We start from the raw sequence: 16,829 nt of genomic DNA on the forward strand, positions 1-16,829 counted from the left end.
ACGGCCGAGCGTGGTGACGTGACCGTTGGGATCAATGCCCTGGAAGCCGGTGATGATGACCACGCGGCCAGCGTCGAGTTCGGCGCGAACGCGCTTGTCATCGATGGACTCGATGCGCGCCTTGGTGAAGCTGCTGTCCGTGCGCACGGGAACCTGCCAGCCCGAGAAGCTGATGGCTTCCAGGCCTTCGGCCTGCAGCGCAATGGCCAGCAGTGCCGACGACGCCTGCTCGCCCGTGGAGGCGAGCATGTCGAGTTCACGGTAGTACGCCGTTTTGGCCGAGCTGGGAGCCAGCTCGCTGGCCAGGCCCAGCAGACGGTTGGTTTCGCCACTCATGGCGCTGGGGACGACCACCATCTGGTGACCGGCCCTAGCCCACTTGGCCACGCGCTTGGCAACGTTGCGGATGCGCTCTGTCGAGCCCATCGAGGTGCCGCCGTATTTATGAACGATCAGTGCCATTGGATATCAGGGTGACGAAACTGCTAGGCACGGCGCTGTACGACAGGGGGTGCTTGTGCAAGCCAGGTGCTCAAGAGGACTGCGCATGTAGCGAAATGTCCGTCCAGACCCGTCTTGCGCAAGCCATTTGGTTTTGGCGCGCCGCCGGTTTTCGTGCAAAGTTGGACCAAAACCTGTCAATTGTACCAATCGAGCACTGACCCCAGGCGCCGCACAAAACCCCTGCCCATCTTGAGATGGATGCGGTGGCCTCGCGTACGGCAAACGCCGACCTGCGCGAGCAGTTGATCGAGCTGCGCGGCGCTCGGGGTGGTGGCATGCACGCTGCGCAGCCAGTGGCGCAGCACATTGGCCTGGCGCGCTGGGCTCAGCGCCTGCAATGCGGCGATGCGGGGCGGGTTGCCCACCGCACCCAGGTCGGCCTGGGCCATCTCCTGCAAGAGCTCGGCCGCTTCGGCGCAATGCCGGCTGCTGCGCGCAAAGGTGGCGCGAAACTGGGGGAAGGCCTGGTGCAACGCCGGCAGCAACTGGGCGCGGATGCGATTGCGGGTGTAGCGGGCATCGGCATTGGAAGGGTCTTCCACCCACTCCTGGCCGCGCGCAGCAAGCCAGTCCCGCAATACCTGGCCAGGCAGATCAAGCAGCGGTCGATACCACGCAAGTCCCGCCCTGCTCCACTGCGCCGGCATGGCGGCCAGCCCCGCAACGCCGGCGCCGCGCGACAGCGCCAGCAGCAGCGTCTCGACCTGGTCGTCGGCATGCTGCGCCAGGGCCAGGCTGCGAACGGCAGGCATGGGCACACCGCCCTGCGCAGGCCAGGGCTCGTTGGCCGCCTTGATCAACGTGGCGTAGCGCAACTGACGCGCCGCATCCTCAGGGCTTTGGCCCGGCGCGTGGCGCGCATCCACGCGGCAGATCTTCAAGGGGACGGCATGCTGCGCACAGGTTTTTTCACACTGGAGCACAAAGGCATCGGCGGCCGACTGCAAACCGTGGTGCACATGGATGGCGACGACCTGGCCCGGCCAGCGCTCGGCACAGGCCAGCAGCAACGCAGTGGAGTCCGCTCCGCCGCTGAAGGCAACGGCCAGCGGCAGCGGTGGCGCAAAGCGCTGGATGGCAGCACCCAAGGCGGCGCCTGACGCGACGCCTGACTCGGCGTCTGGTGAGGTGTCCGGCAGGTTTTGCGGCAGGTCGGTGATCGGCATTTCCACAGGCTTGGATCAGGTATGCCAGGGCTCAGGCCGAGTCCCGGCACAAAAAGAAAACGGCTCCCACAGGGGAGCCGTTCAGTGTGCCAGAGCGTGGCGCCGGCCTTCAGCGATTGTCTGCCTTGGTATCGGCGAAACGGCCGTAGCTTTGCAGGCGCTCGTAGCGGCGGTCCTGCAGTTCCTTGGGCTTGAGGTCGGCCAGCTGGCGGTAGGCATCGCCCAGCGCACGCTTGAGGAAGGCGGCCATTTGCTTGGGGTCGCGGTGGGCGCCGCCCACGGGCTCGTTGACGATCTTGTCCACCAGGCCCAGGGCCTTGAGGCGGTGGGCCGTGATGCCCATGGCATCGGCCGCGTCCTGGGCCTTTTCGCCGGTCTTCCAGAGGATGGAGGCGCAGCCTTCCGGGCTGATCACGGAGTAGACGGCGTATTGCAGCATCAGCACCTGGTCGGCAACGGCAATTGCCAGTGCGCCGCCCGAGCCGCCTTCACCGATAACGGTGGTGATGATGGGGGTCTGCAGCTGGGCCATTTCGTAGATGTTGCGGCCGATGGCTTCGGACTGGCCGCGCTCCTCGGCCTCGATGCCGGGGAAAGCGCCGGGCGTGTCCACGAAGGTGAAGACCGGCAAGCCGAACTTCTCGGCCGTCTTCATGAGACGCAGGGCCTTGCGGTAGCCCTCGGGGCGCGTCATGCCGAAGTTGCGCAGCGTGCGCTCCTTGGTGTCGCGGCCCTTCTGGTGGCCGATGACCATGCAGGACATGCCATTGAAGCGCGCCAGCCCGCCCACGATGGACTGGTCGTCGGCAAAGTGCCGGTCCCCGTGCATCTCGATGAAGTCGGTGAAGCAGTCGCGCACATAGTCCAGCGTGTAGGGACGCTCGGTATGGCGCGCGATCTTGGTGATCTGCCAGGGCGAGAGGTCGCTGTAGATGTCCTTGGTCAGCTGCAGGCTCTTTTTGCTGAGCTGCTCAATCTCTTCCGAGATATCGACTGCGCTTTCGGTCTGCACGTAGCGCAGTTCCTCGATTTTGGATTCGAGCTCGGCGATGGGCTGCTCAAAATCCAGAAAGTTCTTTTTCGCCAACTTGTTTCTCCTTGTCCCAGCCAGGCACGGTGCATGCGTTCCGGCCGGAAAACGGGGGGTTGATCGGGTGTGATCGGTTTGTCTTCAGGCGGCAGGCTGCGTCTCGAGCGAGCGCCAAATATACCAAGTCGCCACGGTGCACCACGGCTTCCAGGCCTCGGCAACCTCGCGCGCCTCGCTGCGGCTGACGGGGTCGCCTGAAAAATAGTTCTGGCTGATGCCCGAGATCAGGCCTGCATCGTCCAGCGGCAGCACATTGGGCCGCTGCAGGTAGAAGATGAGGAACATCTCGGCCGTCCACCGGCCCACGCCGCGGATGGACATGAGCTCAGCCACGATGGCTTCGTCGCTCATGCCCTGCCAGTCGTCCTGGTGCAGGCGGTGCTCGGTGAAATGCATGGCCAGGTCCACCAGGTAGTCCACCTTGCGGGCGGACAGGCCCACGGCGCGCATGTCATCCACCTTGAGCTTGAGCACCAGGTCAGGCGCCATCCGCGCAGGCAGGCGTGCGAACTTGTTCCACAGCGTCTGCGCGGCCTTCATCGAGATCTGCTGGCCCACGATGGAGCGCGCCAGCGTGGCAAAGGCATCGCCACCGGGCTGCAGGGCCAGGTGGGCAAAGCGCGGGATCAGGCGCTTCATCACGCGGTCGCGGCGCACGAGCTGGCGGCAGGCCTCGGCCCAGTAGGCAGGCGCGCCTTCGGGCGGCGCGGGCAGCGATATCTTGGCCTTGGGCGTGGCGGCAGCGGCCGCTGCGGCGGCAGGCGGCGAGCCTGCGCGCGCGCCCAGCGTCACCACCGGCAGCGGGGCCGGTTGCTGTTCGGGCACGGGCAGATCGGCCACCAGCGGCAACTGCTCGAAATCCATGGTGTCCAGGGGTTTGGCGGAGGCCATCAAAGCACCTCCCCGCACCTGGCGCGGCACGTCTGGCAAGGCATACGGATCAGCCCTTGGCGGCTGCCTCCCAGGTCGTGCCTGCAGGGGAGTCCTTGAGCACGATGCCCTGCTCCAGCAGGGCCTTGCGGATACGGTCGGCCTCGGCCCAGTCCTTGGCCGCCTTGGCGGCTGCGCGTGCGGCAATCTGCGCCTCGATGGCGGCGGCATCCACATCTGCCGCTCCTGCCTGCAGGAAGGCCTGGGGCTCGCCCTGCAGCAAGCCCAGGCATCCGGCCAGGGCCTTGAGCAGGCCCGCCGTCTCGGCACTCTTGCTGCGATTGACTTCTGCAGCCAGCTCGAACAGCACGGCCACGGCCTCGGGCGTGCCGAAGTCCTCGTCCATGGCCGCCTTGAAGCGTGCGGCAGCGGGATGGCTCCAGTCGATGGCGACCTCGGCAGGGGCCACCAGGCTCAGCGCCGTGTACAGGCGCTTGAGCGCGCCGCGCGCATCGTTCAGATGCACGTCGCTGTAGTTCAGCGGGCTGCGGTAGTGGCTGCGCACGACGAAGAAGCGAACGGTCTCTGCGTCGTACTCCTTGAGCACGTCGCGGATGGTGAAGAAGTTGCCCAGCGACTTGGACATCTTCTCGTTGTCCACGTTGATGAAGCCGTTGTGCATCCAGACCTGCGAGAAAGGCTTGCCGGTCGCGCCTTCGCTCTGGGCAATCTCGTTTTCGTGGTGCGGGAACTGCAGATCGGCACCGCCACCGTGGATGTCGAAGCTCTCGCCCAGCATCTCGCAGCCCATGGCCGAGCACTCGATGTGCCAGCCCGGCCGGCCCGCGCCCCAGGGGCTGGCCCACTTGACCTCGTCGGGCTCGCTGGGCTTGGCGCTTTTCCACAGCACGAAGTCCAGCGGGTCCTGCTTGCCGTCCTGCACGGCCACGCGTTCGCCGGCCTGCAATTCGTCCAGCGACTTGCCAGAGAGCTTGCCGTAGCCGGGGAACTTGCGCACGGCAAAGTTCACGTCGCCATCGCTGCCCTGGTAGGCCAGGCCCTTGTCCTGCAGGCGGCCGATCATGGACAGCATCTGCGGCACGTATTCGGTGGCGCGCGGCTCATGCGTGGGGCGTTCGATGCCCAGGGCGTCGGCGTCCTGGTGCAGCGCGTCGATCATGCGGTCGGTCAGCGAACGAATGGTCTCGCCGTTCTCCACGGCACGACGGATGATCTTGTCGTCGATGTCGGTGATGTTGCGCACATAGGTCACGCGATTTCCGCTGGCCCGAAGCCAGCGCTGCACCACGTCGAAAGCGACCATGGAGCGCGCGTGTCCCAGGTGGCACAGGTCGTACACGGTCATGCCGCACACATACATGCGCACATGGCCCGGTTCGATTGGCGAAAACGCTTCCAATGCACGCGACAGCGTGTTGTAGATACGCAAACTCATGGATGTTCATCAGGGGAGAAAGGGCCGCTGCAGGGGGCGCGTCCCACGCGCCGCCGGACCCTTGGCGCCGATGCAGGCATGCTCAGCAGGGAGCAGGAGCGGCAGGCGCAGAGCCCGTGTTACCCAGCACACCCCTCAGCTACAATTCACAGCAGTATAAGCCCGCGCCGCGGGGCGTTTCCCCGAGGCCCCGAAAGCACCTACATGCCTCTACGCAACTCGTTTCGCTCCGCCCTGCGCCTCGCGGCACTGGCGGCCCTGCTCGCAACAGGCCACGCCCACGCCGACGACTATACGGAAGTGAACCAGTTGCTGCGCAACGGCAAAAGCACCCAGGCCCTGGCACGCGCCGAAGCCTACCTTGCCAAGAACGCACGCGACCCCCAGATGCGCTTTCTCAAGGCCGTGGCCCTGACCGACAGCGGCAAGACCGACGAGGCCATCGCCGCGCTGAACCAGCTCATCGAGGACTACCCCGAGCTGCCCGAGCCCTACAACAACCTGGCCGTCATCTACGCAGGCCAGAACCAGCTCGACAAGGCCCGCTCCGCCCTGGAGTCGGCCGTGCGCAACAACCCCAACTACGGCGTTGCCTACGAGAATCTGGGCGACATCCACGCCCGCCTGGCCTACGAGGCCTACGGCAAGGCACAAGGCCTGGACGGCCGTGCTGCCAGCGTGCGGCCCAAGCTCAAGCTGCTGCGCGAATTGCTGGCTCCAGTCACCGGCACCAAATAGAAGACACGGCCCACACGCACGACCCCGGCGCCCAGGCACGGCGGTCTGCGCGCCATTTGGGTCTTGCCACGCCTGCGCGCACGCGCAGGAACCTGCCCGGGTTTTCCCACTCCATCCCCCAGCCCTTTGGCTTTCTCAGGAGATTTGCATGACCACACGCCGCATTGCGTCGCTTTCCCTGGCCGGCATGGCCCTGGCCGCTTCCCTTTGCACCGCCCTGCCCGCCATGGCGCAGAACGCCACACCCAAGGTGCAGCTCAAGACCAGCATGGGCGACATCGTGCTGGAGCTGAACGAGGCCAAGGCCCCCAAGACCGTGGCCAACTTCATGCAGTACGTGCGCGACAAGCACTATGACGGCACGGTGTTCCACCGCGTGATGGACGGCTTCATGATCCAGGGTGGCGGCATGGACGCCAGCCTCAAGGAAAAGCCCACGCGCGCGCCGATTCCGCTGGAAGCGGACAACGGCCTCAAGAATGACCGGGGCACCATCGCCATGGCGCGCACTGGCAATCCCAACTCGGCCACCTCGCAGTTCTTCATCAACGTGGTGAACAACGACATGCTCAACGCACCCAAGCCTGACGGACACGGCTACGCCGTCTTCGGCCGCGTGGTCCAGGGCATGGATGTGGTGGACAAAATCCGCACGGTGGCCACGGGCAACCAGGGCATGCACCAGAATGTACCCACCAAGCCGGTGACCATCCTCTCGGCCACCGAAGTCAAGTAAACCGCGCGCCGCGCCCAGCGTGGCACGCCCCTGCCCTCCACCCAACAAGGAATCGCCATGAGCAATCCCCAAGTCGAACTCCACATCGCCGACCACGGCGTCATCACCCTCGAACTCGACGCCGCCAAGGCCCCCAAGAGCACCGAGAACTTCCTAGCCTATGTGAACAAGGGCCACTACGACAACACCATCTTCCATCGCATCATCGATGGCTTCATGATCCAGGGCGGCGGCTTCGAGCCCGGCATGAAGCAAAAGGGCACCGATGCGCCCATAGAGAACGAGGCCAAGAACGGCCTGAAGAACGACAAGTACACCATTGCCATGGCCCGTACCGGCGACCCGCACTCGGCCACCGCCCAGTTCTTCATCAACGTGGCCGACAACGGCTTCCTGAACCACACCTCGCCCAGCGCCCAGGGCTGGGGCTATGCCGTGTTCGGCAAGGTGGTCAAGGGCACCGAGATCGTGGACAAGCTGCGCGGCGTGAAGACCGGCCGCAACGGCGGCCACCAGGACGTGCCCAAGGATGACGTGATCATCGAAAAGGCCGTGGCCCTGTAATCAGGCGCCATTCCGACAAGGCGGCTGCCCCCTTGGCGTGCAGCCGCCCTGTTGTCCATGCACATGGCCCGCCCCTGGCCGTGCCCATGGACAACAGCCCTGCTCCAGAGCCTTCCCCAGCCTTCATGCAGCGCCCTTGCCGGGCGCGCACCCGCCCATGGCCCAGACTGCCGCACCTCGCCCTCCCTGCGTGCCGCCCATTGCGGCCGAATGGACACTGCCCGCGGCCTGGCGCACGCTGGACTTCATCTCCGACCTGCACCTGCAGGCCTGCGAGCCCGCCACCGTGCAGGCCTTTCGCCGCTACCTGCACGCCACGCAGGCCGATGCCGTCTTTCTGCTCGGTGACCTGTTCGAAGTCTGGGTGGGCGACGACGCCTTGCTGGATCCCGGCAGTTTCGAGGCCGATTGCGCCGCCACCCTGCGCGAGGCCGCCGCCCGCAGGCCGCTGTTCTTCATGCAGGGCAACCGCGACTTCCTGACCGGAGCGCAGTTCGATGCGCTGTGCGGCACGACCACGCTGGCCGACCCCACCGTGCTCGACTGCGGCGACCAGCGCATCCTGCTCAGCCATGGCGATGCCTTGTGCCTGGACGATACGGACTACCAGCGCTTTCGCGCCATGGCGCGCTCCGCCGCGTGGCAGGCGGCCTTCCTGGCGCAGCCGCTGCCGCTGCGCCGCGAGCAGGCACGCGGCATCCGGCAGGAGAGCGAGTCGCGCAAACGTGAATCGGCCGGAGCGGACGCAGCCGCCCCCTCCGCCAGCCACACCGCCGCCATGCCCACCTATGCCGACCTGGATGCCGAGGCCACGCGCAGCTGGCTGCGCGCCGCACGCGCCGCCACCCTGGTCCACGGCCACACGCACCGCCCGGCCGACCATGAACTGGGCGATGGCCTGCGGCGTGTGGTGCTCAGCGACTGGGATTTGGCAGCCGCCGTGCCGCGCGCCGAAGTGCTGCGCTGGGAGCAGGGCCAGGGCCTGCGGCGCCTGCCGCTGTCCGAAGTACTTGAACAGGCGCCCCAACGATGAGCCTCTGGCGACAACTGGGCCACTGGGTCCGGCGGCTGGGCCGCCGCGCACGCTCCGCCGTCTCGCCGGTGCCTGAGATTCCAGCGCCGCTGTGGCTGTCCACGCTGGCCGCCTACCCCTTTCTTTCCTCGCTGACGCTGGAGGAGCAATCGAAGCTGCGCGCACTGGCCGCCGTCTTCCTGCAGCGCAAGCGCTTCCACGGCGCGCACGGCCTGCAAGTGAGCGACGCCATGGCGCTGGAGATTGCCGCCCAGGCCTGCCTGCCACTGCTGCACTGGGGCGAGCCGCAGGGCGCGCTGTCCTGGTATGACGACTTTGTCGGCATCGTGGTGCACCCGGGCGATGCCGTGGCGCGGCGCCAGAGCATGGACGAGGCCGGCGTCATCCACGACTACGACGAAGTGATCATGGGCGAGGCCATGCATGGCGGCCCCGTCATGCTGAGCTGGCAGGCCATCGGCGCAGGCCGCGGGCCGCATGCCAGCCACCACGGTCACGGCGGCCAGGCCGCCAACGTGGTGATCCACGAATTCGCCCACAAGATCGACATGCGCAACGGCGGCGCCGATGGCTGCCCGCCCCTGCCGCCCGGTTTCATGGGCAGCGGCTCCGCGCGCCAGGCCCGCGAGATATGGCAGGCCGCCTGGGCGCCGGCCTACGACGCCTTCCGTGAGCAGATCACCATCGCCGAACGCTTTGGCGGCGAATGGCCTTGGCTGGACGGCTATGGCGCCACGGCGCCCGCCGAATTCTTCGCCGTGGCCTGCGAAGCCTTCTTCGTGGACCGCGCCCGCTTTGCCCTGGAATTCCCCACGCTGGAGCCGCTGCTGGCTGCGCTCTTCAAGCCGGCCACCCGTCACCCCTGATCGGAGCAAACCTCCTTCAGCGCCTGGGCGAACAGGCGCTGCTCCTCGTACTGCCCGCCCGCCTTGCGCTCGAACAGGGTGATGGGTGGCAGGGTCCAGCCGAAACGGTGGCGCACAATGCCCACGCCCGCGATGCGCACCAGTTCCTCGGCAATGTCGGCCGGCACGATGGACACGGCCCGCTCATTGGCCGCCACCAGCTCGCCGATCACCTTGGCCGAGAGCGTTTCCACAAACGGCGGCGGCGGCTCCACGCCCGCGCGCAGAAAAAAGTCGGTGATCTGCTCGCGCATGGGCGTGCGGCGCTGGCCCAGCACCCAGTCAAGCCCCGTGAGTTCGGCCCACTGCAGAGGCCGGCGCCCCAGCCGCGTGGCCAGGCTGCGGTGGGCGATCAGGCGAGGCTCCTGCTCATAAAGCACGCTGTGCCGTATGCCGCTCATGTCCAGCACGGCCGAGGCGCGGCCAATCACGCAGTCCAGCTCATGTGCGCGCAACTTTTGCAGCAGGCGGTCGCTGGTGTCCTCATGCAGCGTGACCGTGATGCGCCGGCCTTGCGGCCGCGTCCTGCCGATGGCCTCGGCCAGCATGCGCGCAGGCAGGAAGGGGATGACACCCACCTGCAGGTGCGCCGCACGCTGCTGCCCCACGGCCTCGATGTCGTGGGCCCAATGGTCCAGGTCGGCCAGCATGCCCCGGGCGCGCGCCAGCACCAGCGCGCCCAGCTCCGTAGGCTCCATGCCACGCGCAGAACGCAGGAACAGCGGCGCGCCGAACAACGACTCCAGCTCGGCCAGGGCCTGGGTCACGGCGGGCTGGCTGGTGGCCATGCGCTCGGCCACGCGAGTCAGCGTGCCCAGCTCGCTGATGGAGCGCAGCAGCAGCAAATGCTTCATCTTCAGGCGCGTGGCCATGCGGTGGGCCAGTTGGGCAGCGGTCGATGCAGTGGGGTGTTGCGGCATGGCTTCAGGCGTGGCGCGTCATAAGCAAAACCATATTGAACAATAAAAACAAACGAATTTCTGCTTATGCATGCGTCCCAGAATTCCGGCGTCTTGCACACCCAGTACGAAAGGACCAGGCAGACCATGGATGGCATGTTTTTCATCATCGCGCTGGGCGCAGCGGCGGCCGGATTCGTGCAGGGCCTGTCGGGCTTTGCCTTCGGCATGGTGGCCATGTCGTTCTGGGCCTGGGTGCTGGAGCCGCGCGATGCGGCCGTGCTCACCGTCTTCGGCTCGCTGCTGGGCCAGGTGCTGTCGGCCATCACCGTGCGGCGCGGGTTTGCGCTGGCAAAGCTGCTGCCCTTCATCCTGGGCGGTCTTGCCGGCATACCCCTGGGTGTCTTGCTGCTGCCGCACCTGGACATGGCCTGGTTCAAGGCCTTGCTGGGCGGCATGCTGGTGCTGTGGTGCCCGGTGATGCTGCTGTCGGCCCGCCTGCCCAGGCTGGCGCGCGGCGGCAGTGTGGCAGACGGCGCCGTGGGCCTGGCGGGCGGCGTGATGGGCGGACTGGGCGGCTTCACGGGCACGCTGCCCACGCTGTGGTGCACGCTGCGCGGCTACCCCAAGGATGAGCAGCGCTCGGTCATCCAGAACTTCAACCTGTCCATGCTGGCCGTGACCATGGCCACCTACCTGGGCACCGGCATGGTCGCGCGCAACATGCTGCCGCTGTTCGCCATCGTGGCGCCGGCCATGCTCATTCCATCGCTGCTGGGCTCCAGGCTGTATATCGGCATCAGCGAGATGCGTTTCCGGCAGATCGTGCTGGGCCTGCTGTGCCTGTCCGGCGTGGCGCTGCTGGCCTCCTCGGTGCCGGTGCTGCTGCAGCGCGCGGGCTGAGCGCGCCGAACGCGCTGCCGGGAAGGCCTGGAACCAAGCCTGCCGGCTGCAGCAGATGGCCAGGCAACGGCAGCAACACGTGCAGGGGCTGGGCAACGAACTGGCCGCCGCCAAGAAGGATCTGCAGCGCGCGCAAGACTGGGCACTGCCCTCGAAAAAAGGCGGGGCAGGAATCGCTCCCTGCCCCGCCTTCAGGCGCCCGCCGCGTGGCGGGAACGCCTTCTTCTCCCTCGATGGCGCATCAGTACCGCGCGTCGGCCGGCTTCTTGTCCTTGGGCCAGTCCTTGTGCTTGTTGGCAAAGTCCGGGCGCGGCTGGTGGCTGAAGTACTCGGCCACGTCCACGGCCTCTTGGTCGCTGAGGCCGCCCTGGCCCAGCGGGAAATTGCCATGGAAGGCGATGGGCATGTTGCGCTTGACGAAGGCCGCTGCCGTGTAGGTGCGCGCCATGCCCGCACCGATGTTGAAGGACTGGTCACCCCACAGCGGCGGATAGACCCACTGGCCCTTGGCGTTCTTCACGCCTTCGCCCTCGCCGCCATGGCAGACCGCGCACTGGGCCGCATAGATCTTCTTGCCGTTGTCCACGTTGGGCACGATGGACTGGCTGATCTTGCCCACGCCCCGGCCTTCGACCTTGTCCTCGGGCTTGGTTTCGCGGCGCATCCAGTCGAAGTAGGCGACCATGGCCTTGATCTCGTCGGACTCCAGCGGCAGCGGCTTGCCGTTCATGGAGCGCAGGAAGCAGCCATTGATGCGGTCCTCCAGCGTGATGACGCGGCCCGCGCGCGGCGCATAGCCGGGGAAGAAGGCCGAGACACCGATGTAGGGCGAACCATCGGCCACCGTGCCCGCGTTCAGGTGGCAGCTGGCGCAGTTCAGCGCGTTGCCCACATTCCTGGGCAGCAGGTCGCGCGTCTCAATGTTCAGGCGGGCGCCGTAGACCAGTTGCTTCGCATTGGATTCGTCCAGCATGGCGGCCAGGCGCGGCGTCTCGAAGGGGCGTGCGCTTTCGCCCTTGGCATCGAGCTGCTTGCGCATGGATTGCACCTCCCTGGCATGGATCTCGCGCGCATCGGCACGGCCCCAGCTCTTGCGGGCGAAGTTGAGGATGTCGGCGATCTCCGCATCCTTGAGCTGTGCGAAGGCAGGCATGGTCAGCGGCCGGGCGTGGCTTTGCGTGACGGGCGCCTTCCAGCCCGCCAGCATCAGATGGATCAGCGTGGACGGGTCCTGCGACTGCAGCGAGAAATTGCCGGCCAGTGGCGGGAACACGTCCTTCACGCCGCCGCCATCGGCACGGTGGCAGTCGGCGCAGAACTGCAGATAGCCCAGGCCGCCCCGGCTGGCGTAGAGATCGGCAGGCACATCGGAAAACACTGCCGACGTGGCGGACGGCGCATGCCCGGAGGCCTGCGACGCCGGATGCGGGGCGATGACCGGCCCCGGCCCCTGGGCCACCTGCATGGGCAGGTCGTTCTTGCCTGCGGGCAGCGACTTCAGATAGATGCCGATGGCCAGCAGGTCCTCGTCACTCATGTACTGGGTGCTGTGCTGGACCACATCGACCATGTTGCCGGAGACCGTGCCGTGGCTGTTGCGCCCGGTCTTGAGCAGTTGGGCGGTCTCCTCGGGTGTCCACAGGTCGCGCAGGCTCAGTGCGCGCCAGTTCTCCACGGTCTCGCCGGCCAGGAAGTACTCGCCCTTGCGGCCCTCGCCGGTCATGGTCTTTTCCTGGAAGCCCACGCCGCGCGGCGTATGGCAGGCGCCGCAGTGGCCCAGGCCCTGCACCAGGTAGGCGCCCCGGTTCCACTGGGCAGTTTGCTGCGGTTGGGGCTGGAAGGGCGCGTCATCCAGAAACACCCAGTTCCACAGCGCCAGGCCCCAGCGCTGGTTGAAGGGAAAGCCCAGGTCGGACTCCTTGTTGGCCGCCTTCACGGGCGCCACGCCCTGCATCAGGTAGGCATACAGGGCCTGCATGTCCTCGGCCGTCATCTTGGCGTAGGAGGGATAGGGCATGGCCGGGTACATGTTGCGGCCATCGGCCGCCACGCCCTTGCGCATGGCGCGGTCGAACTGCTCGAAGCTGTATTTGCCCATGCCCGTATCGGCGTCGGGCGAGATATTGGTGGAATAGATCTTGCCGAATGGCGTCTCCAGCGCCAGGCCACCACCCATGGGCTGTGTTTTATTTCCGGTATGGCAGGCCACGCAATCACCCAGTCGCGCGATATAACGGCCACGGTCCACCAGGTTTCTTTGCTCGGCGCTCAGGTCCGCCGCATAGTCGGCGGGCAGGTCATCGATGATCTGCGGCATTTGCGCATGATCCACCTCGGGCGCCGGCGCCGAGATGGCGAGCTGCCATGCGGCAGCCGACAGCACGGCCACGCACAGCAGGCCTTGCTTGAGCGAGAGTTTCATCGTCTTCTATCCCGTGAAATAAATTATTATTGAAAGAGAAAATCGGATATTGACGAGATATTCCACCCAACGCATGCAACCATTGCAGCAAATATCAATCTCTTTGCGCAATATCTTCTTATATATACAAATTCTAGTGGAATCACCCTATTTTTTGATGCAAGCCGACGAAAAAGATAAGCCACTTGCGCATTTAACGCGGGCTTAATCCATCCACAGGAAAAGTGGCGGCGCAAATGGGGGCGCAGCAATGCAAAGCGGCCCCGCGAAGGGGCCGCCATGTGTACATCCCGGGGATGCCGGGTGCGTGGACAGGCTCGGCTCAACCCGCGTGGATCATCCGGCGCGCGGCCTGCGCCACGCTGTGTGCATCCACCCCAAAGTAGCCGCGCAGCGCCGCACGCGTGTCGCTGCGGCCGAAGCCGTCCGTGCCCAGCGTGAGGAAACGGCGGCCTGCGGGCAGGAAGGCGCGCACGGTCTCGGGCACCGCGCGCACATAGTCGGTGGCGGCAATCACCGGGCCCTGCGTACCTTGCAGCAGCTGCGCGATCCAGGGCTGGCCAGGTGCCTCGCCCGCCAGCATGCGCTGCTCGCAGGCCACGCCATCGCGCGCCAGCTCGCTCCAGCTGGTCACGCTGACCACGGTGGCGGCCATGCCCTCGCTGGCCAATTGCTCGGCGGCCTTGAGCACTTCGGTGAGGATGGCGCCCGATCCCAGCAAGGTGACATGCTGCGTGGCACGGTCCGCATCGCCAAAACGGCTGAACACATAGGCGCCGCGCAGCACGCCTTCGGCAGCGCCTGCGGGCAGGTCGGGCTGGGCATAGTTCTCGTTCATCAGCGTGACGTAGTAGAAGACATCGCGCTGCTCGACCAGCATCTCGCGCATGCCGGCGTCCAGGATCACGGCGAGTTCGCCGGCATGCGCAGGGTCCCAGGCCTTGCAGTTGGGAATGGTGGCCGCCACCAGATGGCTGGAGCCGTCCTGGTGCTGCAGGCCTTCTCCGCCCAGCGTGGTGCGGCCCGAGGTGGCGCCCAGCAAAAAGCCGCGCGCCCGCTGGTCGGCCGCCGCCCAGATGGCGTCGCCCACGCGCTGGAAGCCGAACATGGAGTAGTAGATGTAGAACGGAAGCATGGCCAGGCCGTGCACGCTGTAGCTGGTGGCCGCCGCCGTCCAGCTGGCAATGGCGCCGGCCTCGCTGATGCCCTCCTCCAGGATCTGGCCGTCCAGCGCCTCGCGGTAGGACAGCACCGAGCCGATGTCCTCGGGCGCGTAGCGCTGGCCCAGGCTGCTGTAGATGCCCACCTGCTTGAACAGGTTGGCCATGCCGAAGGTGCGCGCCTCGTCGGCCACGATGGGCACGATGCGCGGGCCCAGCTGCGCATCCTTGAGCAGGCTGCCCAGCATGCGCACAAAGGCCATGGTGGTGCTCATTTCCTTGCCGGCAGGCGCCAGCGCGAACTGGGCGTATTGCTCCAGCGCTGGAACGGGCACGCGGTCGCACACCGTTTCGCGGCGCGGCAGTGCGCCGCCCAGGGCCGTTCGGCGCTCGCGCAGGTACTGCATCTCGGCACTGTCATCGGCAGGCTTGTGGAAGGCCAGGCCCTTGGCCTGCTCGTCGCTCAGCGGCAGGTTGAAGCGGTTGCGGAACTCGATCAGGTCGGTCTCGTCCAGCTTCTTCTGGCTGTGCGTGGTCATCTTGCCCTGCCCGGCCGAGCCCATGCCGTAGCCCTTCTTGGTATGGGCCAGGATCACCGTGGGCTGGCCGCGATGGGCGGCAGCCGCTGCATAGGCCGCATGGATCTTCACCAGATCATGGCCGCCGCGCTTCAAGCGGTCGATCTGCTCGTCCGTCAGGCCCTGGGCCAGGGCGGCGAGCTCGGGGTTCTGTCCAAAGAAATGCTCGCGGTTGTAGCGGCCGTCCTTGGCGGCGAAGGTCTGCATCTGCCCGTCCACCGTGCCGCCCAGCGTGCGTGCCAGGGTGCCGGTGATGTCGCGAGCCAACAGCCCGTCCCAGTCGCTGCCCCACAGCAGCTTGACCACGTTCCAGCCCGCGCCGGCGAACAGCCGCTCCAGTTCATCGACGATGCGGCCGTTGCCGCGCACCGGGCCGTCCAGGCGCTGCAGATTGCAGTTGACCACCCAGACCAGGTTGTCCAGCCCCTCGCGCGCGGCCAGCGTGAGGGCACTCATGCTTTCGGGCTCGTCCATCTCGCCGTCGCCGAACACGCCCCAGACCTTGCGCTCCTGGCAGTCCAGCAGGCGGCGGTGCGTGAGATAGCGCATGAAGCGCGCGTGGTAGATGCTGCTGATGGGGCCTATGCCCATGGAGCCCGTCGGGAACTGCCAGAAATCGGGCATCAGCCAGGGATGGGGATAGCTGGACAGGCCTTGCGCGCCAGCGGCCGGCGCGCTGATCTCCTGCCGATAGTGCTGCAGGTCCTGCTCGCTCAGCCGCCCTTCCAGGAAGGCGCGCGCATACACGCCGGGGGCGCTGTGCGGCTGGAAGAACACCAGGTCGCCTCGGTGCTGGCCCGGCGCCAGCCCCTCCCGGGCATGGAAGAAATGGTTGAACCCGGTCTCGAACAGGTCGGCCGCGCTGGCGTAGCTGGCGATGTGCCCGCCCAGCTCGCCATAGGCCTGGTTGGCGCGCACCACCATGGCCAGCGCATTCCAGCGCATGATGGACGCCAGCCGCTCCTCCATGGCCAGGTCGCCCGGAAACACCGGCTGCTGCTGCGCGGCCACGGTGTTCACATAGGGCGTATTCAGGTCGGGCTGCCAGCCCAGGCGCTGCTCGCGCGCCATGCGCGCCAGCTCTTCGAGCACGAAGCGCGCGCGCTGCGGCCCCTCGGCGGCGACCAGGGCCGCGAAGGCCTCCCGCCATTCGGTGGTTTCCTGGGGATCGGTATCGATATCGGCCAGCGTGGCCAGCGGCGTGGGTGCGTTCATGCCCGCCACTTTAGGACTGGCGGACCGGCATGAGCAGCCGTTCATGGATAAGGGAAACGCCATATTCCAGCATTTCATGCCGGCATCTACATAAAATCCGGCACATGAAACTGGACACCATCGACTTGCGCATTCTGGCCGAGCTGCAAACGGACGGCTCGCTGTCCAACGTGGAGCTGGCGCGGCGCGTGCATCTGTCGCCCTCGCCCTGCCTGGCGCGCGTCAAGGCGCTGGAGAAGGCCGGCGTGATCGCGCGCTATGTGGCGCTGGCCAATGCGTCGGCCCTGGGGCTGGGGCTGAACGTGTTCATCAACATCAGCCTCAAGTCCCAGGCCAAGGAATCGCTGGCCGACTTCGAGCGCCGCATTGCCGAGCACGACGAAGTCATGGAGTGCTACCTGATGAGCGGCGACGCCGACTACCTGATCCGCGTGGCCCTGGCCGACATCGGTGCGCTGGAGCGCTTCATCGTGGAGCAGCTCACGCCGATTCCGGGCATAGAGAAGATCCGCTCCAGCTTCACCCTCAAGCAGGTGCGGTACAAGACCGCCCTGCCCCTGCCGGCCGCAGGCTGAGGCGGATGGAGACTG

At 66.7% G+C, this 16,829-nt stretch carries 15 protein-coding genes (1 of these 15 cut by a window edge); 7 read left to right on the forward strand and 8 right to left on the reverse strand.

The features are described from left to right. The 5 genes from AAN986_RS19575 to cysS all read right to left on the reverse strand — a co-directional run. Positions 1-462: the 5' end (the start) of an aspartate kinase gene (locus tag AAN986_RS19575; RefSeq protein ID WP_016450530.1), read on the reverse strand. It extends 804 nt beyond the left edge of the window; the window shows 462 of its 1,266 coding nt (coding positions 1-462); its start codon is at positions 460-462; its stop codon lies beyond the left edge, outside the window. 176 nt (positions 463-638) lie between these two features. Next, the gene (gene tilS / locus AAN986_RS19580; RefSeq protein ID WP_047219659.1) at positions 639-1,670 is read right to left on the reverse strand and encodes a tRNA lysidine(34) synthetase TilS; all 1,032 of its coding nucleotides are present in this window, start codon (positions 1,668-1,670) and stop codon (positions 639-641) included. Between the two features lie 109 nt (positions 1,671-1,779). Next, complete coding sequence (locus tag AAN986_RS19585) at positions 1,780-2,757, reverse strand: acetyl-CoA carboxylase carboxyltransferase subunit alpha (RefSeq protein ID WP_016450532.1); 978 nt, start codon at positions 2,755-2,757, stop codon at positions 1,780-1,782. 84 nt (positions 2,758-2,841) lie between these two features. Further along, positions 2,842-3,651 carry a DNA-3-methyladenine glycosylase gene (locus tag AAN986_RS19590; protein WP_016450533.1) on the reverse strand — a complete coding sequence of 270 codons (810 nt, stop codon included), beginning with the start codon at positions 3,649-3,651 and terminating at the stop codon, positions 2,842-2,844. A gap of 49 nt (positions 3,652-3,700) precedes the next feature. After that, entirely contained in the window at positions 3,701-5,086 is a 1,386-nt protein-coding gene (cysS, locus tag AAN986_RS19595) for a cysteine--tRNA ligase (protein ID WP_047219658.1), read from the reverse strand. Between the two features lie 204 nt (positions 5,087-5,290). On the opposite strand from cysS, the gene AAN986_RS19600 reads away from it, so the two are divergent. The 5 genes from AAN986_RS19600 (at position 5,291) to AAN986_RS19620 (ending at position 9,023) form a co-directional block, all read left to right on the forward strand. After that, complete coding sequence (locus tag AAN986_RS19600) at positions 5,291-5,824, forward strand: tetratricopeptide repeat protein (protein WP_016450535.1); 534 nt, start codon at positions 5,291-5,293, stop codon at positions 5,822-5,824. 148 nt (positions 5,825-5,972) lie between these two features. Then, a complete protein-coding gene (locus AAN986_RS19605; protein WP_016450536.1) occupies positions 5,973-6,560 on the forward strand; it encodes a peptidylprolyl isomerase in 588 nt (195 codons plus the stop codon). Positions 6,561-6,617: 57 nt separating this feature from the next. Further along, positions 6,618-7,124 carry a peptidylprolyl isomerase gene (locus AAN986_RS19610; RefSeq protein ID WP_016450537.1) on the forward strand — a complete coding sequence of 169 codons (507 nt, stop codon included), beginning with the start codon at positions 6,618-6,620 and terminating at the stop codon, positions 7,122-7,124. Between the two features lie 157 nt (positions 7,125-7,281). After that, positions 7,282-8,157: a UDP-2,3-diacylglucosamine diphosphatase gene (locus AAN986_RS19615; protein WP_016453877.1), complete on the forward strand. Its 876-nt coding sequence runs from the start codon at positions 7,282-7,284 to the stop codon at positions 8,155-8,157. Further along, positions 8,154-9,023 carry a M90 family metallopeptidase gene (locus AAN986_RS19620; RefSeq protein ID WP_016450539.1) on the forward strand — a complete coding sequence of 290 codons (870 nt, stop codon included), beginning with the start codon at positions 8,154-8,156 and terminating at the stop codon, positions 9,021-9,023. Before AAN986_RS19615 ends, AAN986_RS19620 begins: the two co-directional genes overlap by 4 nt. Here AAN986_RS19620 and AAN986_RS19625 read toward each other — a convergent pair. Then, complete coding sequence (locus AAN986_RS19625; protein ID WP_043791874.1) at positions 9,014-9,982, reverse strand: LysR substrate-binding domain-containing protein; 969 nt, start codon at positions 9,980-9,982, stop codon at positions 9,014-9,016. The genes AAN986_RS19620 and AAN986_RS19625 overlap by 10 nt on opposite strands. A gap of 126 nt (positions 9,983-10,108) precedes the next feature. Between AAN986_RS19625 and AAN986_RS19630 the strand changes: the two genes are divergently transcribed. Beyond that, the gene (locus AAN986_RS19630) at positions 10,109-10,864 is read left to right on the forward strand and encodes a sulfite exporter TauE/SafE family protein (RefSeq protein WP_241150454.1); all 756 of its coding nucleotides are present in this window, start codon (positions 10,109-10,111) and stop codon (positions 10,862-10,864) included. Between the two features lie 241 nt (positions 10,865-11,105). Here AAN986_RS19630 and AAN986_RS19635 read toward each other — a convergent pair whose 3' ends face one another. Beyond that, a complete protein-coding gene (locus tag AAN986_RS19635) occupies positions 11,106-13,286 on the reverse strand; it encodes a c-type cytochrome (RefSeq protein ID WP_047219656.1) in 2,181 nt (726 codons plus the stop codon). 322 nt (positions 13,287-13,608) lie between these two features. Further along, entirely contained in the window at positions 13,609-16,239 is a 2,631-nt protein-coding gene (gene mdeB / locus AAN986_RS19640; protein ID WP_047219663.1) for an alpha-ketoglutarate dehydrogenase, read from the reverse strand. A 104-nt stretch (positions 16,240-16,343) separates the two neighbouring features. Between mdeB and AAN986_RS19645 the strand changes: the two genes are divergently transcribed. Then, entirely contained in the window at positions 16,344-16,814 is a 471-nt protein-coding gene (locus tag AAN986_RS19645; protein WP_012204416.1) for an Lrp/AsnC family transcriptional regulator, read from the forward strand. Positions 16,815-16,829: the final 15 nt, after the last annotated feature.

Source organism: Delftia sp. DS1230, from assembly GCF_040112715.1.
GTDB classification, from domain to species: Bacteria; Pseudomonadota; Gammaproteobacteria; order Burkholderiales; family Burkholderiaceae_C; genus Comamonas; species Comamonas tsuruhatensis.